We start from the raw sequence: 26,714 nt of genomic DNA on the forward strand, positions 1-26,714 counted from the left end.
CTTCTTTCACTATATAAAAAATTGCATAAGATAAATTTTTCGCTTACAACTTACCATTTTAAACTAAATAATCTCTTACAACAATAATTTATAATGTTTGCTGAGGGATGAATCCATTTTCGAACAACTCTCCCAGCTGGAATTTCCAAGCAATTTCCCTGGAATGATCAGAAAAACAGGGACATTGCTGCCCCGTGTTTACTTGATGATCCCAAGCTCTTTTCCTGCTGTTTCGAATGCAGAAAGCGCCTGTTTAAGCTCTGATTCAGAGTGCTGGGCGGTAACAATCGTACGGACACGCGCCAGCCCTTTAGCTACAGTTGGAAACGCGATTCCCTGGGCAAAAACGCCGTACTGAAGCAGCAGATCTGAAAACTGGTGCGACAATGCTTCATCCCCGACTATGACTGGAGTGATTGGCGTTTCGCTGTCTCCAATGTTGAATCCCAATCCCTTTAATCCAGCTTTAAAGAACCTCGTATTTTCCCAAAGCCGGTCAATCAGCACAGGTTCGTCCAAAAGAACATCAATGGCTTCTATGCAAGCCATTGTGACTGCAGGAGGATGTGATGTACTGAATAAAAAAGGGCGGCCTTTGTGAATCAGGTAATCAATAAGAGTTCTGGAGCTTGCAACATACCCGCCAAGTACACCGATTGCCTTGCTTAGTGTGCCAACCTGAATATGCACCCTCCCGTCAAGGCCAAAGTGGTTGACCGTTCCTCGGCCGTTCTGGCCGAGCACACCAGAAGCATGTGCATCATCTACCATGACAAGTGCATCATACTTTTCTGCTAATTCCACGATTTCAGGAAGTGGCGCTATGTTTCCATCCATGGAAAAAACACCATCCGTTACAATCAGCCTTTTTCTATATTCTTTTGATTCCCTGAGGGCTGATTCAAGGGATGCCATATCCACATGTTTATATACTTTGCGTCCTGATTTAGTCAGGCGGATTCCATCAATGATGGATGCATGATTTAATTCATCCGATATCACGACATCTTCAGGCGTTAATATTGCTGAGAGAACGCCCTGATTTGTGGTGAACCCTGATTGAAAAACCAGGCTTGCCTCTGTATGTTTGAATTTCGCTAACTTTTCTTCAAGTTCCTCGTGCATGGAGAAAGTGCCTGCAATCGTCCGGACAGATCCTGTGCCTGCCCCGAACTCTTCGACAGCTTTCAAGGCAGCCTTTTTTAGACGGGGATGATTGGTAAGGCCAAGATAGTTGTTTGAGGACAATTGGATAACCTCTTTTCCATTGACCACAACTTTTGAACCCTGATCAGATTCAAGCGGAACAAGCTTCCTGAAAGTTCCCTCTTTCTTCATTGCATCCAGTTCATTCTGTAAGTATTCAAAGCCCTTCATAATAATCCTCCTTTTAAATTTTCATTTTTTACAACAGGCAAGAATTTAAATGCTTATGGTGTCAGCACAACTTTCCCGCATTCGCCCTTCATCATTAAATCAAAGCCCTTCTCAAACTCTTCCAGCGGGAGGTGATGGGTAATTACTGGCGTAACATCTACTTGGCCTGATGCAAGAAGACTGGAAACCTGCTGCCATGTCTGGAACATTTTTCTGCCGGTGATTCCCTGTACAGTAAGGCCCTTGAATACTATGTCATCTGTTATGTTAATTTCTACTGGCTTGACAGGCAGACTTAAAATGGATACCCTTCCGCCATTGGTTGCCATCTTAAAGCCTTGATTGATGGCTGCAGGATGTCCGCTCATCTCACAAACCACATCCACTCCATTACCATCAGTAAGATTATATGCCTGTTGAAGCGGGTCTTCCTGTCCTGAGTTAACCGTAAAATCGGCTCCCATATCTTTAGCAAGCTTAAGACGGTAATCATTTAAATCAAAAGCAATAACCTTAGCCGCACCCGCGGCCTTCGCAACACCCGCAGCCATGATGCCTATGGGTCCGCACCCGATGACTGCAACAGTTTTACCGGTTACTTCGCCAGCGAGGACTGTGTGTACTGCATTTCCCATCGGCTCCTGAATAGAGGCAACATCCAATGGCATCTCCGCAGGGTTTTTCCATAAGTTACCCGCAGGAAGAGCCACATACTCTGCAAAACATCCTTGTGTATCCACACCGATTATTTTGGTATTTTTACAGATATGCCCTTGGCCAGTCAAACATTGCGGACAAGTCCCGCAGACTATATGTGTTTCTGCTGACACATAATCCCCTATCTTTACACTTGTTACCTTGTCTCCAATCTCCACGACTTCTCCAGAAAATTCATGGCCAAAAACATAGGGAGGATTTACCCTGCCCTGTGACCATGCATCCCAAGAATAGATATGTACGTCTGTACCGCAAATAGACGTTGCTTTTACCTTGATAAGTACTTCAGTTTCATTTATGGAAGGTATATCGACTATTCTGAGCTCTGCTCCAAATCCTCTGTGATGCTTTACAAGCGCTTTCATTTTTCCGTTCAATATGTACACTCTCCCTTTAAAGCACATGTTATTTTCTAAGTATAATAGTATTTTAGCATTAAAGAAAAATAGTTGTAAATACCGCTGTCCTCCTTGAGTGGACATGTGGCTATAAGAGGGACATTTTTTTAATAATTGGCACCATTTAAAATTTATGATGATATTTTAAATGGTGATAATTTCTCAAGTGGTTCATTTTTAGCCTCTTTTGCAGTTGTTTTTTATCGACTTCTATGAGGAGAACCCATTGTTAACTCAGCTTGATTGGAGCATAAAGTGCCAAACTCCCGCAGGATCAGCGGGACAGCAGGCGCACCTGAAGAGGCTCAGCCCGCTCCGCAGTATGCGAGCATCCTGGAGCGGAAAACAGCCTTTAAAAAAAAACAAATTGATTATCCATCAATTCTGCCTATTTTTTAAATAAGATGGCAGTTTCCCGCACCGCTTGTCCTCTTTTTGCGTAAGATAGCATGAACACATTTCTCTCGGGGAGGAGACAAGCATGACAGGAAGATCAGCAAATACAAATTACACTAGCAATAAAGGCAGTAAAAGCAAATGCTATCGGTGCAATAACAGCAATGCAGGCAACAGCTCAGATCACAGCAGAACAAACAGGGATGACTTCTGGACCAATTTAATGATGTGCCGCCGATGTCACCATAAAAAACACCATCATCACTGATGGCTGTTTGCAGGTTAGCGGAATTATGAAAAAAGGTTATCTTCACAATGTGAAAATAACCTTTTATTTCTCTACATAAATTCAGAAGCAAGTTTATCAAAAATTTCCTGGCTTACTGTCAAGCTGGATGCAGAAAGCGGCTTTTCTCCATAACCCGGTATCATTTCCTGATAAGACGGGCGCTCTTTATTCTGGTAAATCAGCCCGGTAATCAGGCCGGCCTTTTCCATAATTGTTTTCATGGCCATTTCCCTGTCTGATGGGTCATACCCTTCAATTGTTCCAAGTTTGGTAATATTCTCTTTAAACCAATCATAGGTGTTGATTTTATTATATGTCACACAAGGACTGAAGACATTGATGAAAGAAAAGCCTTTATGCTTTATTCCTTCTTCAATCAGGGCTGTCAGATCCTTTAAATCTGTTGAAAAACTTTGGGCTGCAAAAGTTGCACCGGCCGAAAGCGCAATCTCCATAGGAGAAATCGCCTGCTCTATCGATCCCTGCGGAGTTGATTTTGTCTTAAACCCGGCAGATGACCGCGGAGATGTTTGTCCTTTGGTTAATCCATAGATTTGGTTGTCCATTACGATATACGTGATGTCTATATTCCGGCGGATGGCATGTACGGTGTGGCCCATTCCTATTGCAAAACCATCGCCGTCTCCTCCCGATGCAATGACGGTCAGATCCCTGTTGGCCATTTTCACTCCCTGTGCGATAGGAAGGGACCGGCCATGAATTCCATGAAAACCATAAGATTTTATATATCCGGATATGCGTCCGGAGCAGCCGATTCCAGATACAATTGCCAGCTTTTCAGGTTCCAGGCCCGCATTTGCAGCTGCCCGCTGTATGGCTGCCTGGACGGAAAAATCGCCGCATCCCGGGCACCAGTTAGGTTTAACATTATTGCGAAACTCCTTAAAAGTAGCCATATCATAACAGCTCCTTGCATTGTGAATGAATTTCATGCGGCAGGAATGGATTGCCGTCATATTTCAGGATATTTCTGATTTTATCTATGTGGCCTGCATTCATTTTTATTAAATTAGAGAGCTGTCCTGTAGCATTATTTTCAATCACTGCAATCCTGTCGGTGGCTTGCATAAGGGGCAAAAGCTCATCAGCAGGAAACGGGTGTATTAAACGTATATGAGCATGATTTGCTTTAATGCCATCAGCTTCCAGTCTTTCCATTGCCTCTTCTATGGCTCCCCTGGTAGAATTGAAACCTACAAGAAGGATATCTGCCTTTTTATGCTTGGCATTTTTCACTACCGGCTCAGATATGGAAAGGTTTTTTATTTTCTTCATCCTTTTTTCCATTTGCAGCTTGCGATTGGCTGCCGACTCAGACGGTTTTCCTGTTTCATCATGTTCTACCCCTGTTATATGGTGAATTCCATTCTTTGTCCCCGGAAGAACACGAGGTGAAATGCCATCGGCCGTCAGCTCAAAGCGTTTAAAATATTCATTAGGCCCCAAGTCAGGAAGATCTTCTTCCAAAAGCTTGCCCCTCCGGATTTCTACCTTGCTGCTGTCAAGGGGCTGTACCGTTTGTTTACCGAGAGAAAGCTGCAAATCGGAAAGCACTATGACTGGGCATTGATATTCCTCCGCGAGGTTCATTGCTTCTGCTGTATCATAAAATGCTTCTTCTACAGTACTTGGCGCAATAACAATCTTCGGAATTTCCCCGTGTGTGCCATATATCATTGCCATCAAGTCAGATTGTTCCTGCTTTGTCGGCAATCCTGTCGACGGGCCTCCCCTTTGTGTATCTACTATAACAAGCGGGGTTTCTGTCATGCCTGATAGTCCAATGGCTTCCATTTTTAATGAAAGTCCAGGACCGGCTGAAGCCGTAATTGAGCGGACACCTCCATAGCCGGCACCAATTGCCATCGTGGCAGCAGCAATTTCATCTTCAGTCTGAATTACGGTTCCTCCAAATGCCGGGAGTTTTTTAATTAAATATTCCATAATTTCCGACGCTGGCGTAATGGGATAAGCAGCCATAAACCGGCACCCGCCCGCAAGTGCTCCAAGAGCAATGGCATCGTTTCCAATCATGAACAGCCGTTTTTGCCCGTCCGCTTTTTGAAGCACCATGGATACTGGTTTCCCTGCAATCAATCTCTTCATAGATTCATAGCCTGATTGAATGGCCTCCATATTTTTTTGGACAATCTGTTCGCCTTTTCTTCCGAAAATCTCCTGTACCACTTCCCTGAAAACAATCGTATCCATTTCCAAAACAGCACATGTAGCGCCTATGGCCACCATATTTTTCATTAGAGAAGTCCCAAGCTCAGAGGCAATATCCGTAAATGGCACAGCATAAAGGGCTGCGCTTGCGTTTTCAGGGCAAACAGGTGCAAATTTGGCATCAGCAATGATAATACCGCCATTATGCAGTTCCTTATAATTCACATCAATCGTTTCCTGGTCAAAAGCTACAAGAATATCTAAATCATCTGAAACAGATCTAGTTTGCTTAGTGCTTACACGAATCTTATTGTTTGTATGCCCCCCTTTTATCCGGGAAGAAAAATGGCGGTATCCATACAAATAATAACCCATGCGATTCAGGGCAATACAGAATATTTCTCCAGTGCTTTCTATGCCTTCACCTTGCTGTCCTCCAACTTTCCAGGAAAGCTGATTGATCATGCGCTACACCCCTTAGAATAGTAATCTGCTCAACTAGCACCTCACATTAAAAACAGCATTATTATGTATAAAAATACCGTTCTTTCTTGATAGAGAAAGGTGTACTAAATGCTTCCATTCTAGCGTTTAACATTAAAAAATGCAACTTAAACATATGGAAAAAATTAGGTATTATCAAATGGAAAATGAATGAATATTACATATTTCTGCATTATTTTTAAAAATAGAATCGAATGACCGGTTTATTTGTAGAAATTTTCCGAAAAATTACTCCAAATAATTTTTTCTGCAAGGGCAGCTGGGTAAAACTTGCTCAGTTCATTGATTAGCCTGCTGTAATCTCTATAAGAAGCCAAATGAGCAACAGTATAGTCTATGCCATCAAAGTCAGAGCCAAGGCCAATATTGTTTTCCCCACCAAGACTGCAAATATAGTCTATATGATTCAATATATCTTTTATAGCGGCTTCTTTACCTGCCGTCAAAAACTGAGGAACAAAAGTAATTCCAATCATGCTGTGTCTTTTAATCATTGCTTTGATCTGCTCATCTCTTAAATTTCTCGGGTGAGAGCATAGGCGATATACATTGGAATGAGAAGCAATTACGTGATCTGCCAAATCAATTACATCCCAAAATGCATGCTCGGATAAATGCGAAACATCACAGGTTATCAAATTTTCATTCAAAACGCGCACTGCTTGCTTTCCAAAACCTGATAAACCTCCCCCTCTTTCTTCCATGGCTCCATCTGCAAGAAGATTTGAAAAGTTCCATGTCAATCCAACTGATGAAACACCAAGTCTCAGGAGTGTCTGAAGCTTCAATACATCATTGCCGATACAATCGCAGCCTTCCAAAGTCAAAATTGCCCCTATTTGCCCTTCTCTTAAAAGATCGATATCATGTTTGGATTGTACGAAAATGATATCTTTCTTTGACAAAATACGTTCATGGAATAATTGAACCTGTGATAAAGCAGCCATAAACTTCATATCCGGATGGACGTTTTCTGGTATATAAATAGCAAAGCATTGAACTTTACCTGCAGCTTTTAATGCCCCATATGATAATTGAAGCAATTCGCTGTCAAAAGAAAATGACGGATTGTTAAACAACTTCATAAGCACATCACAATGTGCATCAAATATATTCACGAATAAACCCCTTTTGGCTACTATAATATATATGGATATGATAAAAAACAACCTGCTTGCACAGGCTGCAAACAGGCTTATCAAAGAATCATATATTATCTCGGTTCAACAATCAATTTAATAGCCGTCCGTTCTTCTCCATCAATCAAAATATCTGTAAAGGCAGGAATACAAATCAAGTCTACTCCACTAGGTGCGACAAACCCTCTTGCGATCGCTACTGCCTTAACGGCTTGATTTAACGCACCGGCTCCTATGGCCTGGATTTCTGCCGCTCCTCTTTCTCTTAGAACACCAGCAAGTGCGCCTGCTACAGAATTAGGATTAGATTTTGCTGAAACCTTTAATATTTCCATTCCTAGTCCTCCTTGTTTTCCCACCTTTTTCACGCTTGTTTAAAAGGTATAACTCTTTTCATTGATACTATATTCACCATTTTAAAACAGTATGACATGTCACAGAAAATAACTTGTCACACTATCATGGAAAGAGCCTGGAAAAGAGGCGGCGCCAAATGGGCCAGACCGAAGATAGCTGCATTGCCTCCTATGCACGACGGTAAAAAGGCGGATGCTTAATGATAGAATGGATGATCCTCATTAATTAAAATCGTATCTATTTTTCGGGATTTACCGGTTTTTTCATCTATATCAATTAATACCGCACTTAGCACTGTTCTCCCAGTTTTCGGCACTTCGAATCGGACTGGAAGACTTGTCAAAAACCTGTGGATGACAGCTTCTTTTTCCATTCCCAAAATACCGTCATACGGACCGGTCATTCCTGCATCTGATAAATAAGCTGTCCCGCCCGGAAGTATCCGCTGATCAGCTGTCTGCACATGCGTATGAGTTCCAATCACAGCTGAAACTTGTCCATCTAAAAACCAGCCCATTGCCTGTTTTTCGCTTGTAGCTTCTCCGTGAAAGTCTACAAAAATGATAGGCGTCCTTTTTCTCGCCTCAGCAACAAGTTCTTCCGCTTTACGAAACGGACAATCCAATGCAGGCATAAACGTCCTGGCTTGCAGATTAATAATGGCAATTTCATACTGATTAAGTTTAAGAAACTTTAATCCTTCACCTGGAGTTTCCTCAGGAAAATTTGCTGGCCTGACAAGATATTTGGCATCATCAATAAACTCAAATATTTCACGGTTATCCCATGCATGATTTCCTAATGTCACTGCCTGTGCACCCCATCCGAGGAATTCACGATATATTTTTTCAGTAATGCCGCGTCCTCCAGCAGCATTTTCACCATTCACAATCGTGATATGCGGCTTGAATTTTTCCTTCATTTTCGGCAGGTACTCTTTTAGCATATCTCTGCCTGGAGAACCCACGACATCACCAACAAAAAGCAATTTCATATTTAGTAGTCCCTTTCTCTATTACATGTAAGTTTTTGCAGTACATCTCTCTCATTGTATCATACTATCCTCCAGCCTTTCAGGGAACGCGGCAATTGATATATGCCGCAGAAAAAAAACAAAGCGGAGAATCTCCGCTTTGTTTATTTTGCGTATTCCACAGCCCTGGTTTCCCTGATGACTGTAACTTTAATATGTCCCGGATAATCCAATTCCTCTTCAATCCGTTTACGGATATCCCTCGCAAGACGATGCGCTTCTAAATCATCGATTTGTTCAGGCTTGACCATAATCCTTACCTCACGGCCAGCTTGGATAGCGAATGACTTCTCGACTCCATCATAGGATTCAGAGATTTCCTCCAGCTTTTCAAGTCTGCGGATGTAATTTTCCAGTGTTTCACTGCGGGCTCCAGGCCTTGCGGCAGAAAGAGCGTCAGCGGCAGCTACCAGAACGGCTATGACTGAGGTTGGCTCAGTATCGCCATGATGGGAAGCAATACTGTTTATCACTACTGGGTGTTCCTTATACTTAGTAGCAAGTTCAACACCAATTTCGACGTGGCTTCCTTCCACTTCATGGTCAATTGCCTTTCCGATATCATGCAGCAAACCTGCACGGCGGGCAAGGGTTTCATCTTCACCCAGCTCGGCAGCTAATAAACCTGACAATTGGGCTACCTCAATAGAATGCTTCAGAACGTTTTGTCCATAGCTTGTACGGAATTTCAATCGTCCTAGAATTTTAATGAGATCCGGATGGAGCCCGTGAACACCAACTTCAAAAGTGGTTTGTTCACCAATTTCACGAATATGCTCATCCACTTCACGCCTGGACTTGTCCACCATTTCTTCAATGCGGGCAGGGTGAATACGTCCATCCTGCACCAGTTTTTCCAGTGCCAATCGAGCAGTTTCGCGCCTAATCGGGTCGAATCCGGATAAAATAACTGCTTCAGGAGTATCATCAATAATTAAATCAATGCCTGTCAGTGTTTCTAACGTACGGATATTTCGCCCTTCGCGGCCGATAATACGGCCCTTCATTTCATCATTTGGCAAATTCACGACAGAAACGGTGGTTTCTGCTACGTGATCAGCCGCACAACGCTGAATAGCCAGAGAAAGAACTTCCTTCGCTTTTTTATCGGATTCTTCTTTAGCGCGATTTTCACTTTCTTTAATCATAAGTGCAATATCATGGGCCAGTTCATTCTCAGTACGATCAATAATAATCGACTTCGCTTCTTCGCGTGTTAAGCTCGATACACGCTCCAGCTCTGTTTGCTGCTTACGAACCATCTCGTCCACTTTGCTTTCCATCTCTTCAATATGCTGTTGTCTTTGGTTCAGAGAATCTTCTTTCTTTTCCAAAAGGTTTTCACGTTTATCTAACGTATCATCTTTACGGTCAAGGTTCTCTTCTTTTTGCAATAATCGATTTTCCTGTTTTTGCAATTCAGTCCTTCGTTCCCGAACTTCACGTTCAGAATCAGAACGAAGCTTGTGAATTTCGTCTTTTGCTTCCAATAAGGCTTCCTTTTTCAAGGCGTCCGCTTCACGTTTAGCATCCTCAAGGATTTGTTCTGCAGAGCCTCTAGCCCCTGCTATTTTGTTTTCAGACTTAGTTTTATGCACAAAATAGCCAACAACTGCACCGACGAATAGGCCAAGCAAAATGGAGATGATTGTTATGGGTTCCATCGTTTCACCTCCCTTGCTATGAACTTTTTTTTACATCATTAATTTGAACTGTCAGCAAGTACATTGTACATAACTTCAATACACAGCACTTGGCTTTTTAAAGTATCAGTTTGAAAAAATGTAAAATATACATGTTAATTGTATAGTTGAGAAATTTTATTGTCAAGGGGTTGACCTTACTGTTTATGAATATTCAGAAGGATGAAACAGTTTCTCTGCTTGATCTCTTTCTTAACAGGCAGCCATGCTGTATATTTACAAATGCCAAAGCATCACTTACAAGCAGGCAAAGGCTCCGTTATGCTAGAAAACCTAAATTAGCAGCCTCCTTCCGGTCAAGGTTTTAACCCTCTTTCCTATATATCTAAAAGTATAAAAAAAGAGGCCAAGCATTATGCTTAGCCCCCTGTTTTCAATCTTCCAATTCTAATCCGTTTTGGTCATCTTCTTCTTCTGCTTCAGCAAAATGTTCTCCATCCAGGTTATAATGATCCCTGATTTTCTTTACAACTTCCTGCTGAAGGGACTTGTTTTCTTTCAAGAACAATTTTGCATTCTCTCGTCCTTGGCCAAGACGCTCATCATTGTATGAATACCATGATCCGCTTTTTTGTACGATGTCAAGATCAGAGCCCATATCAATGATTTCACCTTCACGGGAAATACCTTCACCATACATAATATCAACTTCTGCCTGGCGGAATGGCGGGGCAACCTTGTTCTTTACAACTTTTATTTTTGTCTTATTTCCCACTACATCATTGCCCTGTTTCAGCTGTTCAGCACGTCTGACTTCAAGCCGGACAGTTGAATAGAATTTTAGAGCACGTCCCCCAGGAGTCGTTTCGGGATTTCCGAACATCACACCGATTTTTTCACGAATCTGGTTTATGAAAATAGCAATCGTATTGGATTTGTTTATTGCACCAGAAAGCTTCCTTAGACCCTGGGACATCAATCTTGCCTGGAGGCCCACATGGGAGTCTCCCATTTCTCCTTCAATCTCTGCTTTAGGAACTAGGGCCGCAACAGAGTCAATAACAATGATATCCACAGCGCCGCTTCGCACTAGTGCTTCTGCAATTTCCAATGCCTGCTCGCCGGTATCCGGCTGGGAAAGCAGCAGCTCATCAATATTAACGCCTAATTTTTGGGAATAGGCCGGGTCTAAAGCATGTTCAGCATCTATGAACGCTGCCTGTCCCCCATTTGCCTGTACTTCTGCAATAGCATGCAGCGCAACTGTTGTTTTACCTGAACTTTCCGGGCCATAAATTTCAATGACACGGCCGCGGGGATACCCGCCAACTCCGAGCGCAACATCCAGTGCAAGCGAGCCGCTGGATATAGTGGATATTCTCCGGTCTGACTGTTCTCCTAATTTCATGATTGAACCCTTGCCGAATTGCTTTTCAATTTGTTTTAAAGCCATTTCTAATGCCGCTTGACGATCTCCCACTAAAGTTCCTCCTCTATAATCTATCAGCCGGATATCCAGCCCAAATTCATTCTATTTTAAATGTAAGAATTTCCTGATGTATTTGTTGTTCTTCCGCCTGCTAATCTGGTTCCCTCTTTTGTTTCCGGGGCAGTGTTATCAGTGATGCTGCTATCAGAAACAAGCAATTGAACGATTGCAGCTCATCTCATAACCTATCTCTACTATATACTTTTTTCTTTCATTTGCCAAGCAAAAAATCGAACATTCATTCGTTTTTTTTATCTCTAAGAAGAAAAGCAAAATACCGTTTTTGCCTGGTGAACATTTGATTTCCAAGCAATAAATGAAAGAAAAATATCCTTTTTACTCAAAATCTGTTTATTGATTTGCCCCTGCTTCTGCCATCAATGATTCCAAAGAAAACGTGATCAAAAGGAGCCGGACCGCTATAAAAGCTTGAGTGTAAATTAGGACAAATCTTTATCACCGTCAAATCCATTCCTCAGATAAAATCTATTAAACGGTGAATCAGAAAGCGGCATCCATATTTCACGCTTCTCATCCGGATCTGAGCCCGGCTGCCTGAAAGATTTAACCGTTCAATGATTGGTTTTTTATCACCAATTGAAATTCCTATAAAAACAGTGCCAACAGGCTTTCCTTCTTGTTCATCGGGCCCAGCCACACCAGTAAAGCTGATGCCCACGTCAGCATCCATCATTGCCCTGATATTTACAGCCATTTCCCCGGCGCATTCCATGCTGACAACTCCATGTAAAGAAATAGTTTCTGGAGTGATCTTCAGTACTTTCTCTTTCACTTCTGTTAAATAGGCAACAATACCGCCCTTGAAAATTTTCCCTGCCCCTGGAATGGTTGTAAGCTGTTCCTGAAACATGCCTCCAGTAAGGCTTTCAGCTGCTGCAACTGTAAGTCCTCTTGCAGTCATTTCCTTAACCAGCTCTTTGATAAGCGAAGTTTCTCCCTCGCCATAGTAATACTTGCCAACCCGTTCCATAATGCTCTTTTCAGCCTGCCGGATTAGCTCAGCGCACTTTTCCCTGGATTCGTTTTTAGCTGTGATTCTTAATGTAACTTCTCCATCAGAGGCAAGAGGCGCAATTGTCGGATTGCCTTGTCCATCCAGTAAATCAGCAATTCTTGTCTCAAGCAGAGCTTCACCGATTCCGAAAAAACGGAGAACCTTTGATTCAATAATTTCATGTTTATCAAGTTTGCCCATCAAGATTTTATGGCCGTATGAAACGAACATTGGATTCATTTCTTTCGGGGGTCCGGGGAGAAGCATATATGTTTTTCCATCGGAATCCAGCACCATTCCCGGCGCCATGCCGTGATCATTGGGCAAGACCTCCGAGCCTTCCAGTATGAGTGCTTGCTTTTTATTATTTTCAGTCATTTCACGCCCGGTTTTTTGAAAGTAGGTCTTGATGGAGGCTAATGCCGCCTCATCATAAACAAGTTTTTTCCCTAAATGCTTTGATATTGTTTCTTTTGTCAAATCGTCTTTTGTCGGCCCGAGCCCTCCTGTGAAAACAATTAAGTCTGCTCTTTTTTCTGCTGCTTCAATAGCCGATTTCAGCCGGCCGGCATTGTCTCCTGCAACAGTATGGTAAAAAACGTTGATTCCCATTTCTGCAAATTGCCTGGAAAGAAATTGCCCATTTGTATTTGCGATTTGCCCCAAAAGCAGCTCAGATCCTACTGCAATGATTTCTGCATCCATTAAAAGACCTCCTGATTATAATCATTCACACCATATATTTACCTTAAGTATGGCGAGGTAAACTATTACCGCTTACCTCCACGGCTTTAAAACGGCCTAAGGACCGAGAATGCCAGAAGCAGTCCTGGTTTCTCGGTCCCCTTAAAATACCGCTTTTTTTAAGGCAGCTTATTTGGAGTTTTTGAAAACTTCCTTGTTTTTGACAAAATAATCCAAACCGGACCAAACAGTGAAAATCAGGGCAATCCAGAGCATGATTTCAGCAAAAGGAATTGAAATGAATTCAAAAGGAAAATTGTGCAGCAATAATGCCGCAATAGCAATAATCTGAGTCCATGTCTTTACTTTGCCAAGCATATTGGCTGCCACAACTTCTCCGGTTCCGGCAAGAATCAGGCGCAGACCTGTAACCGCAAATTCACGGCTTATGATAATGATGACAATCCACGATAAATGTTCTGCCAGATTAAGGTCTACTAGAATAATCAATGCTGCAGAAACCAAAAGCTTATCAGCAAGAGGATCCAGAAATTTCCCGAAGTTAGTAACAAGATTCAGCTTTCGGGCATAATAACCATCTATCCAGTCAGTCGCCGATGCAATGATGAATATGATTGCCCCGATCAAGTGTGTAACCGGCAGCGTAAAATCTCCAAGAGAAACAGTGCCCCAAGAGAATGGAACTAACATGATAATCATAAATACAGGTATTAAAAAAATTCTTGAGATAGTAATTTTATTAGGCAGATTCACAGTTTTACCCTCCAAATATGTGCTTACAATTAGTATGTTTTACTGTTGATATATATTTCATGAGGAAATACAGAAAAAAAACAGCAAAAAATTGGCAATCAACCAATTTCAGCAGTTTACCTTACATGCCCCCATTAAACAATGAAGTGAAAAATAGTCACCTTAAAGATGACTATTTCGACTTATCAAACTGGATTGTGATAGTTTGAGTGACCATTTTTGAAGGAGAAATCGCATATTCCAGTTTTTCATCATTTACAGATATCTCAGTATCACTAGCATTACCAATTATAATGACTGCTTCTGCTTCATTTGAAAAATCGATATCCTTGCTTTCATTTTTCTTCAGAATGCCCTGGAAAAACAGTTTTCCAGTTCCATTTTTGACTCCTACCCAGGTTTGCCCTTTAGATGCTACCTTAAGCTTAAAGCTCTGTGCATTTTTGAGGGTATAGGTGGTGTACTTGCCGCTTATGCTGGTTTTCGTTAATGCTTGAACCGGTTTTTCGGCAGCAGGCTTCTCTGTTTTGGTGTTTTTGTCTTGCTGTTTTGCGGCAGTTCCTTTTTTCTGATCATTTTTTTTCAGAGGAGAATTTTTGTTTTCATTATAGTCCACTGATTGACTTGTCTTGTTTTCGTTTTTTTGGGTTTTTTCGTCAGAATTGTTCACATATTTAGATATTAACACCCAAATGAGGATACATACGCCAATAACCAAAACTGCTGCCAAAATTCTTGGAAAAAGCTCCATGAATTTTGATGTTCCGGGTGAAATGGTTTTTCTCGATTGCACTCTTGATAGCTGCTCCGGCAATTCATCATGATGGACTGCAGGCACATCATTCTTATATTCCTCGAAAATACCTTCTGGATCCAGCCCAACCGCTTCACAATACTGCTTAATAAATGCGCGGACATAAAACTTGCCAGGCATCATTTCATAGTTTCCTTCTTCAATGCCTATAAGGTACCTTTTTTGGATTTTAGTAGCTTCCTGCAAATCATCCAGACTCATTCCTTTTGCTTCTCTTGCTTCTTTAAGCCTATTTCCTAGTTCCGTCAAATAAAACACCTACCATTTTAAAAATCAAATGAACCAAAATCAGAATCTGAAAATCGCCCATTTTGTTCAACTGCTTCATATGTAATTTCCTCTTCAGGATTATTCCTAAGTTCAATAATGTAATCAAAATCATCCAGTGTATATTCGGTATTCTGTACAAATACATCAGGATGTTCAATCACCTTTACAGCATTCAATCGCATGATTTCCCTCACAAGCTGCCAGTGTCTTTCGTTGGCTCTTCTTGTAGAAACGATGCCATCTAGGATAAATAAATTATCATTATTATATTCATCTTCAATCAGCTGGCTGCGAATGGTCTGTTTCAATAATGTCGAAGAAACAAACAGCCACCTTTTATTTGCACAGACACTCGATGCTACAATTGATTCTGTCTTTCCGACCCGCGGCATCCCTCTGATCCCTATTAGCTTATGGCCTTCTTGCTTAAACAGCTCCGCCATAAAGTCTACAAGCAATCCAAGTTCATCCCTGACAAAGCGGAAAGTATTCTTTTCATCGGCATCTCTTTGGATGTATCGTCCATGCCTGACTGCCAGCCTGTCGCGCAGTTTGGGTTCTCTAAGCTTTATCACCTTGATTGTATCCATGGTTAAAAGAATGGACTGAAACCTCTCGATATTCCTTTGATCTTCAGCATATAAGAGCATCCCGCGCCTGCCTTCATCCACACCGTTAATCGTTACAATATTTATGGACAGCATTCCCAGCAATGAGGAAATATCGCCTAATAAACCAGGGCGGTTCACTTGTATTTCGTATTCAAAATACCACTCTTTAGTTTCCATTAAACCAACTCCCAATGCCAGGATCAATCCTCGTATAGTAAACCGGTGCGCACGGGCAGTCCGGACGGGTTTCCCCTATAAAAGTATATCTTTCTAGCCTAGCTTCTATAATATAGCATTTTACAGCAAGTTAAAAGGGAAAACCTTTCTAAAAAGCAATTCATTTTCAGGTTTTCATATAAACAAGAATAAGCAGAAAAAAAACACCGCTTATTAAGGATAATATAGGTTTACATGGAAATAAAATGAATGTTTTACATAGATTAATTCTTTGCTCTAAATTCGGATGCAATGATGTTTTATGGTAAAAGAATTGGAAAATACAGCACAAAAAGAGCCGGGAACAAGGCTCTTGCAGCGCTTGCTCCCGGCTCTTTCATTTCACTTTTCTTACTCGCCAGTTCCATTATTTTCAACTAATCTGACCATCATGGAAGCAATAGCATGTTTTTCATCTTCGTTTGCCACAGACCATAGATCTGCTAAAACACGCTCTTGTTCGTTTTTTGGGTCTACTTGCTTGGCAAGATAATCCCCGATTTCAAATGCCAATTGATTGACTGACTCTTGTTCAAGACCTTGTTTTTGTCCTTGATTCAATCTGTCGCCTAAAAAATTTTTCCATTGATCCCAATTTTCCAATACAGACATTTGTGATCATCCTTTCCTTCGTATAGTACAGAGTTATTGTGTGAAGGAAAGTGATATATTATTCACCTGCTAAAAAAATATTTATGTATACCAGCCGCCATTCACTCCAAGTATTTGTCCGGTAATGTAGGATGCTTTTTGGGAAAGCAAAAAAGAAACAGCCTCTGCCACTTCATCAGGAAGGCCTATTCTTCCCATTGGAACGCTTTCTTTTATTGACTCAAGTTCATCCTTCGAAAAGGTTTCCATCATAGAAGTGGAAATTGCTCCTGGTGCAACTGCATTCACCCTTATGCCATTTAAGGATAGTTCCTTGCTTAAGGCTTTCACAAAAGCATTTTGCCCTCCTTTAACCATCGAGTATAGTGCCTCGCACGAAGCGCCGGTTTGTCCCCAAATGGAGGTTATCGCCACAATGGAAGCAGACTCCTGATTGAACAGCTTTGGAAGCAGTTCCCTTGTGAGCTCATAGGGACTCGTTATGTTCAGCTGGACCATTTGCCTGACCGTTTCATGGTCAGCCTCGGAAATCAGTCCATAATGGCTCATTCCGCTGTTTAAAACTACTGAGTGTAGACTGAAGATGTTTTGAGCCAGTGTTTTATACCCATTCGGTTCCCCCAAGTCGGCCTGCACAGGAATCAGTTCTATATCGAGGTGCTGAAGTTCTTTAGCAAGCTGTTCTGCACCCTGCCGATTTTTATTATAATGTAAATAAAGAGAATAGCCTTCGTGTGCAAGTTTTGCTGAAATTGCCCTGCCAATTCCTCCGCTTGCTCCTGTAACAAGAACAAATCTTTTTTCCATTTCCTCTCCCCCGTCTTCTTTTATTAAATCTGTTGTTTTCCGCCCTCTGCGGTTTCCCGCCTGCATCGCTGCCCCCGGGAGGCAAGTGTATTTCAACTCATTCAGTAATTCTCAAAGTCTTCTTACTATATCCCGCCATTAAAATAAGAATGGACTCAAGCCCTTTTAGATTCTAAAAGGGCTTTTTGGATTATCCGATTTTTACTTAGGAAGGACCTGACAAACGGTAATTCTGTCTTCATCAATTAACTCAGCTGCCGTTTTTTGGATATCCTTGAAAGATATTTCTTCAAGGGCAGGACCGACATCAAACAAGTTCATATCATTAAAAGCATAGCGTGTAAATTGATTCGCTATATATTCAGGCGAATTCAAGGAACGGAGAAAAGATCCTATTTTCTTTTTTATCGTCCTGCTTAAGCTTTCTTCGCTGATTCCCTTACCTGATTTAGCGCTTAACAAAATAGTCCTGAGTTTTTCGGTCAATTGCTCAGGCTGTTCTGTGTCTCCGCCGACCAATGCAAAGCCAAAGCCTTGCTCCTGGGTATAATCATAAGAAAAGCTTTGATCAATCAGCCCTTCATTATAAAGCTCATCATGCAGCGGAGAGCTTTTTCCGAAAAGCATTTCCAAAAGAAGATTAGCTGCTAATTCAGCTTTCAGCATTTCTTTTCCTGACTGGTTTACATTTACCGCTTTTACACCCATCATTACCTTAGGAGTCTGCACGTTCATTCTGATTGTCTGGCTCTTTTTGGCAACTTCAGGGGGTTCCTCCTCAAACTTTCTCTGAATATCAGGCTGATCTTTGTAATCCTTGCTTAATTGGTTATTTCTGATATCATCCATGAGCTTCCCTGCGTCTACCGGTCCGACTATAAACAGCAGCATGTTGCTTGGGTGATAAAATGTGCCATAGCATTCATATAGGAGCTCTTTTGTAATGTCGGCAATAGAAGCAACCGTACCTGCAATATCAATTTTAACCGGATGGTGCTTATACATATTCTCAATGCAGCCGAAATATAGGCGCCAATCAGGATTATCGTCATACATATTAATTTCCTGCCCGATGATGCCTTTTTCTTTTTCTACGGTCTTATCCGAAAAATAAGGTTCCTGTACAAAATCCACCAGTGTTTTTAGATTCTTTTCAAACTCTGATGTACTGGAAAACAGGTAAGCAGTCCTTGTGAATGAAGTAAATGCATTTGCAGAAGCACCCTGCTTGCTGAACTGCTGAAAAACATCTCCATCTTCTTTTTCAAAAAGTTTATGCTCCAGGAAATGGGCAATTCCGTCCGGTACCTTTAAGAATTCATTTTTGCCAAGCGGCTTGAAATGATTATCTACAGAGCCATACTTAGTGGTAAAGGTTGCGTATGACTTATTAAAACCTTTTTTAGGCAATATGTACACTTCGAGGCCATTTTCCATTTTTTCATGAAACAGCTCTTCCCCAAGCTGTTCAAATGTAATCTTCTCCATCATGCCTCCACCTCTTTTCCTGTTAAGAAATATACAGTATCAAGCTCGACTTTTTTGGCAATTGAAAGAACTTCTTCCTTTGTAGTCTGTTCTGTTTTCTCCAGCCATTCATCAAGCGAAATATCCGTTCCAGCCACGACATTATGGTAGAGTATTTCCACAAGGCCTCTCGCAACATCAATTGTCTCAAGGAGCTGGTTTTTCACTACAGCTTTTGTCTGGGATAACTCATCATCCGAGAAATTGCCTTCTTTCATTTCTTTCATTTGTTCATGGATGATTCTCATCGCCTTATCATAATTTTCATTTTCAATTCCAGACATCACAATCAGCAGGCCTTTATGGCTCTCAACCCTTGAAGAAGCGTAATAGGCCAGGCTTGCTTTCTCCCTTACATTGATAAATAGCTTGGAATGTGAAAATCCGCCGAAAATGCCGTTAAAAAGCTGAAGTGCATAATATTCAGGGTCTCCGTACAAAACATTGGTTCTGTAGCCAACATTCAGCTTTCCCTGTTTAATATCCTGTGTTTCAATCACTTCATTCGCTTCTCCAGGATGCTTCTGCACGCTTTTGCTTGAAACAGGAGTCCTCTCTTCGAGGTTTATATAGGTTTTAATCAATTGCTCTGTACGTTCTTCTTGTATGTCACCTATTACATAAATATCAATTTGATCATTTTTTAACGCTTGAACATAATATGTGTATAAAGATTCAGGGGTTATGCTTTCAAGATCATCCATTTTGCCGGAAGCATCCAGTGCATAGGGTTCATTCTTGCACATTTCTTCCACAAGTCTTGTAGCGGCATAACGCATTTTATCATCGTAAACAGAAGAAATACGCTGTTTAAGCGATCTTTTTTCATTTGTAAAAGCCTCAGAGGAGAAAGACTCTCCATTTTTATTTGGATGAAAGATCACTTCTGATAAAAGCGCAATCGCCTTCTCAAGCAGCGGTTCAGAATCACTGAGAAATTTTTCATTCGCGATTTCAATGGTGAAACTGATTATATGATTTTCCCCTTTTTTTGCAGTATCCACATAAAAACTGGCTCCGTACAATTCATCGAGATACGACCTGAAAGAAGGGGTTGTTGGATACTTATGAGAGCTGTTTTGCAGTACATAAGGCAGCAAGGCGCGCTTTGTAACCGTCTCTGCTTCAAGGGGCGCCTTCATTTTAAAAACAATGGTATTCGTTTTATATTTATCTGTTGGTACGATGTGAAGTGTGCAGCCAGGTATTTTCCTGATAAGATCTGAAGCAATTGCCATCAAATCGTCCTCCTTTTCTATATTAAAGCCATTTTGTGTTAGTGTTAGCAGTTACACTGCTTTTAAACATCTACTTCAAATATACATGGCAAAGGAAAATTCATGCAAGCTGGAAGAACTTTATTCAATTTTAGTTAACATAATATTATTATATTTTACCTTTCAAAGAAAAGCTGTTTCCATAAACTTTATTGTTATGGAAATTGGCAGCTGGTTTAATGGTGGAATGACCTCACAGAACACATAAAAAAACAGCTATATATAAGAAAAGACTAAAAAAAGAACCCGGCATCTGCCTGGTTCTTTAGTTCGGAAACATTATCTTTTTCCTTTAATATATGGCTGACCGGATGCCTTTGGAGCATCTGCCCGTCCGATGAAACCTGTTAGTGCGATAATGGTCAGTACATATGGAGCAATGAGCAGGTAAACCGGAGGAATATCCTTGAAAAATGGCAGACTCGCTCCGACAACACTCAAGCTTTGAGCTAGTCCGAAGAATAGTCCAGCTCCCATTGCGCCCAGCGGATGCCACTTTCCGAATATCATGGCAGCCAGCGCCATAAAGCCCTGTCCATTAATAGTTGAGTGACTGAAGTCATTTGTTACTGTCAATGCGTGGACAGCACCGCCGATTCCGCCAAGAGCGCCAGATAGCATAACGCCTAAATATCTGATTTTAAAAACGCTGACTCCCATAGTATCTGCTGCCATTGGGTGTTCACCAACTGCACGGATACGAAGCCCCACTGGAGTTTTATAGATAATATACCATACAGCTACAGCAAGCAAAATTGCTATATATGACACATAATAGCCGTCTGAGAAAAAGATTTTTCCGATAACTGGTATATCACTTAATACAGGAATATCCACTTTATTAAAAGTAGCCTGAATAACATCAGTCTGGCCTTTTCCATAAATCAGCTTCACCAGGAACAGCGTTAATCCTACGGCAAGCAAATTGATGGCGACACCGCTGACTGTCTGGTCGGCACGGAAGGTTATGGTAGCCACAGCATGAAGAAGGGAAAAAATCATGGCTGCAACCATGGCAACAATTACTGAAATCCATGGTGTCCAGCTTCCCAGCTGATCTGCGAACGTTAAATCAAATACGATACTGACAAATGCGCCAATGACCATTAATCCTTCCAGCCCGATGTTGACTACACCGGTCCGTTCTGAGAAAACGCCGCCTAGCGCAGTGAAGATAAGTGGAGCTGCAAGAGCGATCATAGCTGGAACGATAATTTGCAGAATTTGATAGAAATCCACTTATTTCACCCCCTTCTTGAAAAAACGATTTATTATCAAGCGAATGAAATAGCTTGAAGCAACAAAAAAGATAATTAAAGCTATTACTATATCAACTATTTCATTTGGAACATTTGCTGCAAGCGGCATATTCAGCGCCCCAGTCTTCAATCCTCCAAATAGCATAGCTGCGAGCACCACGCCAATGGCTGTATTGCCGCCGAGAAGTGCAACGGCTATGCCGTCAAAGCCTACCCCTGTAAAACCGTTTTTGATGGCAGCGTACCCGAACGTTCCAAGTCCCTCCATGGAACCGGCAAGCCCAGCAAACGCCCCAGAGATAACCATGGACATGATAATGTTGCGGTTTACGCTCATTCCTGCGTATTCAGAAGCATGCTGATTAAATCCTACAGCTTTTAATTCAAATCCTGTTGTTGTTTTCTCAAGAATAAACCACATCACTATGGCGCATATGATTGCAATGACAATACCCCAGTGCAGCCTTGAAAAATCTGTTATTCCCTGAAGGAAGCCAGAACTAAGGGATGCGCTGTTATGAATAGGATCCGTCTGGTCTTTCTTGTCTGTCAGAACATTGGCAATCAAGTAATTGGTCAGATGCAGGGCAGTATAATTCAGCATGATGGTTACAATAACCTCATGGACCCTGAATCTTGCTTTTAACAGTCCGGGAATGAATGCCCATAAAGCACCTGCGAGCGCCCCTGCTAGCAGGGCAAGCGGCAAATGAATCACTTTGGGCAGGTCGAATGCAAGTCCCACCCATACTGAAGCGAACCAGCCAACAATCAGCTGTCCTTCAACCCCGATATTGAATAGGCCTGTTCTAAAAGCAAAAGCTACAGCCAGACCAGACAAAATGTAAGGAGTAATCTGCCGGATGGATTCCCCGACATAATAGCTTTCTCCGAAAATTCCTTGCAGCATAGCTGAATAGCCCGCAATAGGGTCATATCCGCTGACAAGCATGATTATGGCACCTGCAATAAGGCCAAGCAATACAGAGATAACCGGAATTGATAAGTTTAATAGTTTCTTAGACATTTGACGCCCCACCTGCTTCCATTCTCTTGCTTCCTGCCATCAATAATCCCAGTTCCTGCTCTGTTGTTTCCTTAGGATTCACGATAGCTACTATTTCACCTTCATAAATTACTGCTATTCGATCACTTACATTCATGATTTCATCAAGCTCGAAGGAAATTAGCAAAACAGCCTTGCCCTGGTCCCGCTGCTCAATCAAACGTTTATGGATAAATTCTATGGCCCCGACATCAAGACCCCTTGTCGGCTGTGCTGCAATCAAAAGATCCGGATTCCGGTCCACTTCACGGCCGATTATCGCTTTTTGCTGGTTGCCTCCTGAAAGGGCTCTTGCCGGTGTATATTCACTTGGAGTTCTGACATCATACTCACTGATCAACGCCCTGGCTTTTTCATAAATCTTGTTGTATTTCAGAATGCCTCCTTTTGAGAAAGGATGATCCTTGTATGACTGCAATACGATATTTTCTCCAATGGAATAATCCAGTACAAGCCCATGTTTATGCCTATCCTGAGGAATATGTCCTACTCCCGAGTGTGTTATTTTTCTTGGAGACTGATTTTGGATTTCTTTTCCGCCTATTTTCACCGTTCCAGATTCGGATTTTTTAAGACCGGTAATTGCCTCGATAAGTTCTGACTGCCCGTTGCCATCTACACCAGCGATACCGACAATTTCACCGGCTCTCACAGAAAGATTCAAATTTTTAACTGCATAAACTCCCCGCGAGTCTTTTACATTAAGGTTTGATATTTCAAGCACCTGGCCTGCCGGATTTGCTTCACTTTTTTCTGTTTTGAATACGACATCCCGCCCAACCATAAGGCTTGCCAGGGCATCCGGATCTGTTTCACTTACATTTACCGTGCCAATCCCCTGGCCTTTGCGGATGACTGTAACCCGATCACATACTTCCATTATCTCTTTAAGTTTATGGGTAATAAGAATAATAGACTTGCCCTCTTTGACAAGAGCTTTCATGATAGCCATTAACTCTTTTATTTCCTGGGGAGTCAGGACCGCTGTTGGCTCATCGAAAATCAGAATCTCCGCCCCTCTGTATAGGGTTTTCAGAATTTCCACTCTCTGCTGCATGCCGACAGAGATATCTGAAATCTTAGCTTCCGGATTGACACTCAGGCCGTAGCGTTCAGATAAGCCGTGCACTTCTTTATTGGCAGTCTTTAAATTAATCTTCCCTGCTTTAGAAGGCTCTTTTCCAAGAATGATATTTTCTGTAACTGTAAAAGGATCAACTAGCATAAAATGCTGATGCACCATCCCGATTCCCAATTCATTCGCAATATTCGGGTTTGTGATTTTCACTGGCTTTCCTTTAACCTTTATTTCTCCTCTTTCTGGCTGATATAGCCCAAAAAGGACGTTCATAAGGGTAGATTTACCCGCTCCATTTTCCCCAAGCAGAGCATGGATTTCACCCTTTTTTACCTGCAGCGTGACATTGTCGTTGGCTACGATTCCCGGAAATTCCTTTCGGATATTAAGCATCTCAATTACATATTCCAATTATAATCAGCTCCTAAAAAGATGAATGCAAATTCATTAGATTGCCAGTGAAGCCTGAAATTTTTGAAAGTTCAAATGAAAAACCATAATCTTTTATAGTCTTTCATTTGAATTTTCTGGTTTTTCAGTTAAGAAGAAGGAATAAAAGGCTTTTCAGCTTATTTATTCCTTCCATGAAAATTAATAACCCATTGATTTTAATTCTGCGCGTGTTGCAGGAATTTTCACACTTCCTGCTTTAACTTTCTTAGTCCACTCATCCAAAGCTGTCTTAGCTTCAGGAGAGATGTTAGAATCAGGTACACTGATTGCATTTTCGTTCAGTCCATATTCGATGACTTTTCCGCCAGGGAATTGGCCATCTTTAGTTTTCTTGGCAAGATCTTGAACTGCAATATCAACACGTTTAACCATTGAAGTTAATGTAACGTTGTAGTCTTTGCCGCCAGCTTGAAGCTTGCCTTCTTCTGTTTGGTCACGGTCTACACCGATTACCCAAACATCTTTTGATGGATCTTTTTTCTTAAGTTCTTTAGCAGCAGTGAATACTCCAGTGCCAGTTCCGCCAGCAGCATGATAAATGATATCTATTCCAGAAGTGTACATGCTTGTTGCAATTGTTTTGCCCACATCAGGCTTAGCGAAATCTCCTGCATACTGCACTTTTACATCAATGCTTTTGTCAACAGATTTAACACCGGCAATGAAACCAACCTCAAACTTGTTGATTAGTTCGCCGTCTACTCCGCCAATAAAACCGATTTTCTTTGTTTTAGTCGATTTGGCTGCAACTACACCCGCAAGGAATGAACCTTCTTGCTCTTTAAAAGTGATGCTCGCAACATTTGGTTTATTTACAACAGAGTCAACGATTGCAAATTTGGAATCCTTGCGCTGATCAGCAATCTTTTCTACGTCTGGAGCCAGCTTATAGCCAATTCCGAAAATCAAATCAAACTTATTGCGGACAAGGGTATTAAGGTTTGTAGTGTAATCCGCATCTGATTTTGATTGCGCATAATCAAAACCGCTTGTTCCTTTTTGCAGGTTGTTGTCTTTGCCGAAAGCCTGAAGACCTTCCCAAGCGGATTGGTTAAAGGACTTATCATCCACGCCACCGGTATCCGTTACCATAGCCACAGTAAAGTTGTCTTTCTTGGAATCACCGTTTTTGCTTGAATTGTCATCGCTTTTGCCGCATGCACCTAACAGTGTACCAGCAGCCAGTACCAATGATAGTGCTAAGCCCATTTTACGCTTTTTCAAGGTTTGTACCCCCTACGGAATGATAGTTGATTTAGTAGAAATGTTGTGAATTTAAATTCTGTTGGCGTTTTCAAGTCTCTTAAAAAATTATATTCTTTTCCTGAGAACATGAAAACTGAACATATCTGCCTTAAAGTAGTTTACGGAATAAAGAATCGGCTCTTCATTTTCATCATAATGCATTTGTTTTAATACAAGCAATGCTGCTTCAGGGTCGCATTCAAGAATTGGAGAAATCTTCTCGTGATAGCCTATAGGCTCAATTTTTGCGACTGCATGTGATATTTTCCGGCTTGCTTCCTTTTCCAGGATATCGAAGAGCGATTCGTCCTGATGTGAAAAAGCTTCCGGCAATATACTTTCCGGTATCTTATCAATGCAATAAACAACCGGTTCGCCGTTTGCAGTCCTTACCCTTTCTATTAAAACGATTGAATCTTCAGGTGAACATGAAAACCGCCGTAAATCTTCTTCTGCCGGACTTTGTGTGATAGAACTTAAGAAAATAGTCCCAGGCTTCATGCCTGCTTGTTTAATCATGTTTGTTACACTGTTAAGCTGTTCTATGCCAGATGAAAACATCGGCTGTGCATTAACAAAGGTTCCAACTCCGTGGCGGCGTATGATGACATTCTCTTCTTCGAGAATGCGCAGCGCCTCACGCAAAGTAGCCCTGCTTACTCCCAGCTCTTTGGCAAGATCAAATTCAGAAGGCAATTTTTCTTTTTCTTTATAAATCCCTTCTTCTATGTCTTGTTTAAGCCGGTCAATGACTTGCAAATACAAATGCCGATTATCTGACTTGATAGACATGCAGGTTCCTCCAACTATAATTCTTAAGACATCAGACATCTGATGTTCAATCATTCCTACTAATCGAAAATTACTATAACATTTTTTCAAATATAAATAAATAGAGATTTGAAATTAATCAAAAAAAATAGTATAGGCAAAATTATCAGTTAATTGCTAAGCCAATAAATTGAAAACACCTTTAAAAACCTTGACATATCTATACTTCAGCTGGATATGGCGCTTCCGTTTTGTACTTGTGTATGCTATTATTTATAAAGTGTTTTTTTCGTATCCATGGGTTTGTTTTATAATAAAGCAGGTCTTATGGTCCATGCTTACAACTCCATAAATTGAGAGGATGTTTATATGCTAACAATTATTTCCTATACTTCCGAGCCCCTGATTGATCCATTTGGTATCCTTACAGGACAGCGCTATGAGTTTTTCCTAGATATTGAGGTTCCTGAGGACGATGAGCTTTATAGCGAAAAAGGCTTATATATCAGGGTTTTATATACCATCGAGGAAACCCGTGAAGGAATCCTGAAGTATGATATTCATGAAAAGGAATCGGAAGAGCTTTTGGACTTTGATTTAGAAGAGGAAGAAGTGAAATTGCTAGAAAACTTCTGTAAAGAACATCTCTCATAAATACTTCTGTTCTTAGCGATGTGGTCAAGAAAAACCCTAAAAACAGCAG

Annotated in this window: 23 protein-coding genes; 1 reads left to right on the top strand and 22 read right to left on the bottom strand. The window is 41.3% G+C overall.

Annotated features, from left to right (window positions below; genetic code table 11):
• Positions 1–198: 198 nt before the first annotated feature.
• The 22 genes from BIV59_RS06670 to BIV59_RS06775 form a co-directional block, all read right to left on the bottom strand.
• Entirely contained in the window at positions 199–1,377 is a 1,179-nt protein-coding gene (locus tag BIV59_RS06670; protein WP_071350688.1) for a glycine C-acetyltransferase, read from the bottom strand.
• 53 nt (positions 1,378–1,430) lie between these two features.
• Positions 1,431–2,471, bottom strand: a complete 1,041-nt coding sequence (gene tdh / locus BIV59_RS06675) for an L-threonine 3-dehydrogenase (protein WP_170846101.1) — start codon at positions 2,469–2,471, stop codon at positions 1,431–1,433.
• A 756-nt stretch (positions 2,472–3,227) separates the two neighbouring features.
• Positions 3,228–4,094, bottom strand: coding sequence for a 2-oxoacid:ferredoxin oxidoreductase subunit beta (locus BIV59_RS06680; protein WP_071350690.1), 867 nt, complete (start codon positions 4,092–4,094; stop codon positions 3,228–3,230).
• A 1-nt stretch (position 4,095) separates the two neighbouring features.
• Complete coding sequence (locus BIV59_RS06685) at positions 4,096–5,832, bottom strand: 2-oxoacid:acceptor oxidoreductase subunit alpha (protein WP_071350691.1); 1,737 nt, start codon at positions 5,830–5,832, stop codon at positions 4,096–4,098.
• A gap of 242 nt (positions 5,833–6,074) precedes the next feature.
• Positions 6,075–6,989, bottom strand: coding sequence for a dipeptidase (locus tag BIV59_RS06690; protein ID WP_071350692.1), 915 nt, complete (start codon positions 6,987–6,989; stop codon positions 6,075–6,077).
• A gap of 95 nt (positions 6,990–7,084) precedes the next feature.
• Complete coding sequence (gene spoVS / locus BIV59_RS06695) at positions 7,085–7,345, bottom strand: stage V sporulation protein SpoVS (RefSeq protein ID WP_003211281.1); 261 nt, start codon at positions 7,343–7,345, stop codon at positions 7,085–7,087.
• Positions 7,346–7,563: 218 nt separating this feature from the next.
• On the bottom strand, positions 7,564–8,361 hold the full coding sequence (locus BIV59_RS06700; protein ID WP_071350693.1) for a TIGR00282 family metallophosphoesterase: 798 nt from the start codon (positions 8,359–8,361) through the stop codon (positions 7,564–7,566).
• A 143-nt stretch (positions 8,362–8,504) separates the two neighbouring features.
• Entirely contained in the window at positions 8,505–10,064 is a 1,560-nt protein-coding gene (gene rny / locus BIV59_RS06705; RefSeq protein WP_071350694.1) for a ribonuclease Y, read from the bottom strand.
• 412 nt (positions 10,065–10,476) lie between these two features.
• Entirely contained in the window at positions 10,477–11,523 is a 1,047-nt protein-coding gene (gene recA, locus BIV59_RS06710) for a recombinase RecA (RefSeq protein WP_071350695.1), read from the bottom strand.
• A 484-nt stretch (positions 11,524–12,007) separates the two neighbouring features.
• The gene (locus BIV59_RS06715) at positions 12,008–13,252 is read right to left on the bottom strand and encodes a competence/damage-inducible protein A (protein ID WP_071350696.1); all 1,245 of its coding nucleotides are present in this window, start codon (positions 13,250–13,252) and stop codon (positions 12,008–12,010) included.
• 168 nt (positions 13,253–13,420) lie between these two features.
• The gene (pgsA, locus tag BIV59_RS06720) at positions 13,421–14,005 is read right to left on the bottom strand and encodes a CDP-diacylglycerol--glycerol-3-phosphate 3-phosphatidyltransferase (RefSeq protein ID WP_071350697.1); all 585 of its coding nucleotides are present in this window, start codon (positions 14,003–14,005) and stop codon (positions 13,421–13,423) included.
• A gap of 172 nt (positions 14,006–14,177) precedes the next feature.
• The gene (locus tag BIV59_RS06725) at positions 14,178–15,077 is read right to left on the bottom strand and encodes a helix-turn-helix domain-containing protein (RefSeq protein ID WP_346417305.1); all 900 of its coding nucleotides are present in this window, start codon (positions 15,075–15,077) and stop codon (positions 14,178–14,180) included.
• 8 nt (positions 15,078–15,085) lie between these two features.
• Positions 15,086–15,877 carry a DUF3388 domain-containing protein gene (locus BIV59_RS06730; protein ID WP_071350699.1) on the bottom strand — a complete coding sequence of 264 codons (792 nt, stop codon included), beginning with the start codon at positions 15,875–15,877 and terminating at the stop codon, positions 15,086–15,088.
• 390 nt (positions 15,878–16,267) lie between these two features.
• On the bottom strand, positions 16,268–16,528 hold the full coding sequence (locus BIV59_RS06735) for a DUF3243 domain-containing protein (RefSeq protein WP_071350700.1): 261 nt from the start codon (positions 16,526–16,528) through the stop codon (positions 16,268–16,270).
• An 81-nt stretch (positions 16,529–16,609) separates the two neighbouring features.
• Entirely contained in the window at positions 16,610–17,335 is a 726-nt protein-coding gene (ymfI, locus tag BIV59_RS06740) for an elongation factor P 5-aminopentanone reductase (protein WP_071350709.1), read from the bottom strand.
• 201 nt (positions 17,336–17,536) lie between these two features.
• Positions 17,537–18,823, bottom strand: a complete 1,287-nt coding sequence (gene yfmH, locus BIV59_RS06745; protein ID WP_071350710.1) for an EF-P 5-aminopentanol modification-associated protein YfmH — start codon at positions 18,821–18,823, stop codon at positions 17,537–17,539.
• A complete protein-coding gene (gene yfmF / locus BIV59_RS06750; RefSeq protein WP_071350701.1) occupies positions 18,823–20,100 on the bottom strand; it encodes an EF-P 5-aminopentanol modification-associated protein YfmF in 1,278 nt (425 codons plus the stop codon). Before yfmF ends, yfmH begins: the two co-directional genes overlap by 1 nt.
• 318 nt (positions 20,101–20,418) lie before the next feature.
• Positions 20,419–21,339: an ABC transporter permease gene (locus tag BIV59_RS06755; protein ID WP_071350711.1), complete on the bottom strand. Its 921-nt coding sequence runs from the start codon at positions 21,337–21,339 to the stop codon at positions 20,419–20,421.
• A 39-nt stretch (positions 21,340–21,378) separates the two neighbouring features.
• On the bottom strand, positions 21,379–22,425 hold the full coding sequence (locus tag BIV59_RS06760) for an ABC transporter permease (protein ID WP_071350702.1): 1,047 nt from the start codon (positions 22,423–22,425) through the stop codon (positions 21,379–21,381).
• Positions 22,418–23,953 (bottom strand): ABC transporter ATP-binding protein, encoded by a 1,536-nt coding sequence (locus BIV59_RS06765; protein WP_071350703.1) that lies wholly within the window; start codon positions 23,951–23,953, stop codon positions 22,418–22,420. The genes BIV59_RS06760 and BIV59_RS06765 overlap by 8 nt, the downstream gene beginning before the upstream one ends.
• 180 nt (positions 23,954–24,133) lie before the next feature.
• Positions 24,134–25,219, bottom strand: coding sequence for a BMP family lipoprotein (locus tag BIV59_RS06770; protein ID WP_071350704.1), 1,086 nt, complete (start codon positions 25,217–25,219; stop codon positions 24,134–24,136).
• Positions 25,220–25,306: 87 nt separating this feature from the next.
• A complete protein-coding gene (locus tag BIV59_RS06775) occupies positions 25,307–26,032 on the bottom strand; it encodes a GntR family transcriptional regulator (RefSeq protein WP_071350705.1) in 726 nt (241 codons plus the stop codon).
• 348 nt (positions 26,033–26,380) lie between these two features.
• Between BIV59_RS06775 and BIV59_RS06780 the strand changes: the two genes are divergently transcribed.
• Entirely contained in the window at positions 26,381–26,665 is a 285-nt protein-coding gene (locus tag BIV59_RS06780; protein ID WP_071350706.1) for a DUF6509 family protein, read from the top strand.
• Positions 26,666–26,714: the final 49 nt, after the last annotated feature.

Source organism: Bacillus sp. MUM 13 (assembly GCF_001866725.1).
Lineage (GTDB): Bacteria > Bacillota > Bacilli > Bacillales > DSM-1321 > Peribacillus.

Bases quoted from the DNA above. Each gene is read 5' to 3' on its own strand.
- BIV59_RS06700 (WP_071350693.1), bottom strand. From the start codon at position 8,361: ATGAAATTGCTTTTTGTTGGTGATGTCGTGGGTTCTCCAGGCAGAGAT.
- BIV59_RS06735 (WP_071350700.1), bottom strand. From the start codon at position 16,528: ATGTCTGTATTGGAAAATTGGGATCAATGGAAAAATTTTTTAGGCGAC.
- BIV59_RS06760 (WP_071350702.1), bottom strand. From the start codon at position 22,425: ATGTCTAAGAAACTATTAAACTTATCAATTCCGGTTATCTCTGTATTG.
- spoVS (WP_003211281.1), bottom strand. From the start codon at position 7,345: ATGGAAATATTAAAGGTTTCAGCAAAATCTAATCCTAATTCTGTAGCA.
- BIV59_RS06755 (WP_071350711.1), bottom strand. From the start codon at position 21,339: ATGATCGCTCTTGCAGCTCCACTTATCTTCACTGCGCTAGGCGGCGTT.
- BIV59_RS06780 (WP_071350706.1), top strand. From the start codon at position 26,381: ATGCTAACAATTATTTCCTATACTTCCGAGCCCCTGATTGATCCATTT.
- BIV59_RS06680 (WP_071350690.1), bottom strand. From the start codon at position 4,094: ATGGCTACTTTTAAGGAGTTTCGCAATAATGTTAAACCTAACTGGTGC.
- BIV59_RS06775 (WP_071350705.1), bottom strand. From the start codon at position 26,032: ATGTCTATCAAGTCAGATAATCGGCATTTGTATTTGCAAGTCATTGAC.
- ymfI (WP_071350709.1), bottom strand. From the start codon at position 17,335: ATGGAAAAAAGATTTGTTCTTGTTACAGGAGCAAGCGGAGGAATTGGC.
- BIV59_RS06715 (WP_071350696.1), bottom strand. From the start codon at position 13,252: ATGGATGCAGAAATCATTGCAGTAGGATCTGAGCTGCTTTTGGGGCAA.
- yfmF (WP_071350701.1), bottom strand. From the start codon at position 20,100: ATGGCAATTGCTTCAGATCTTATCAGGAAAATACCTGGCTGCACACTT.
- rny (WP_071350694.1), bottom strand. From the start codon at position 10,064: ATGGAACCCATAACAATCATCTCCATTTTGCTTGGCCTATTCGTCGGT.
- BIV59_RS06670 (WP_071350688.1), bottom strand. From the start codon at position 1,377: ATGAAGGGCTTTGAATACTTACAGAATGAACTGGATGCAATGAAGAAA.
- BIV59_RS06730 (WP_071350699.1), bottom strand. From the start codon at position 15,877: ATGGAAACTAAAGAGTGGTATTTTGAATACGAAATACAAGTGAACCGC.
- yfmH (WP_071350710.1), bottom strand. From the start codon at position 18,823: ATGGAGAAGATTACATTTGAACAGCTTGGGGAAGAGCTGTTTCATGAA.
- BIV59_RS06685 (WP_071350691.1), bottom strand. From the start codon at position 5,832: ATGATCAATCAGCTTTCCTGGAAAGTTGGAGGACAGCAAGGTGAAGGC.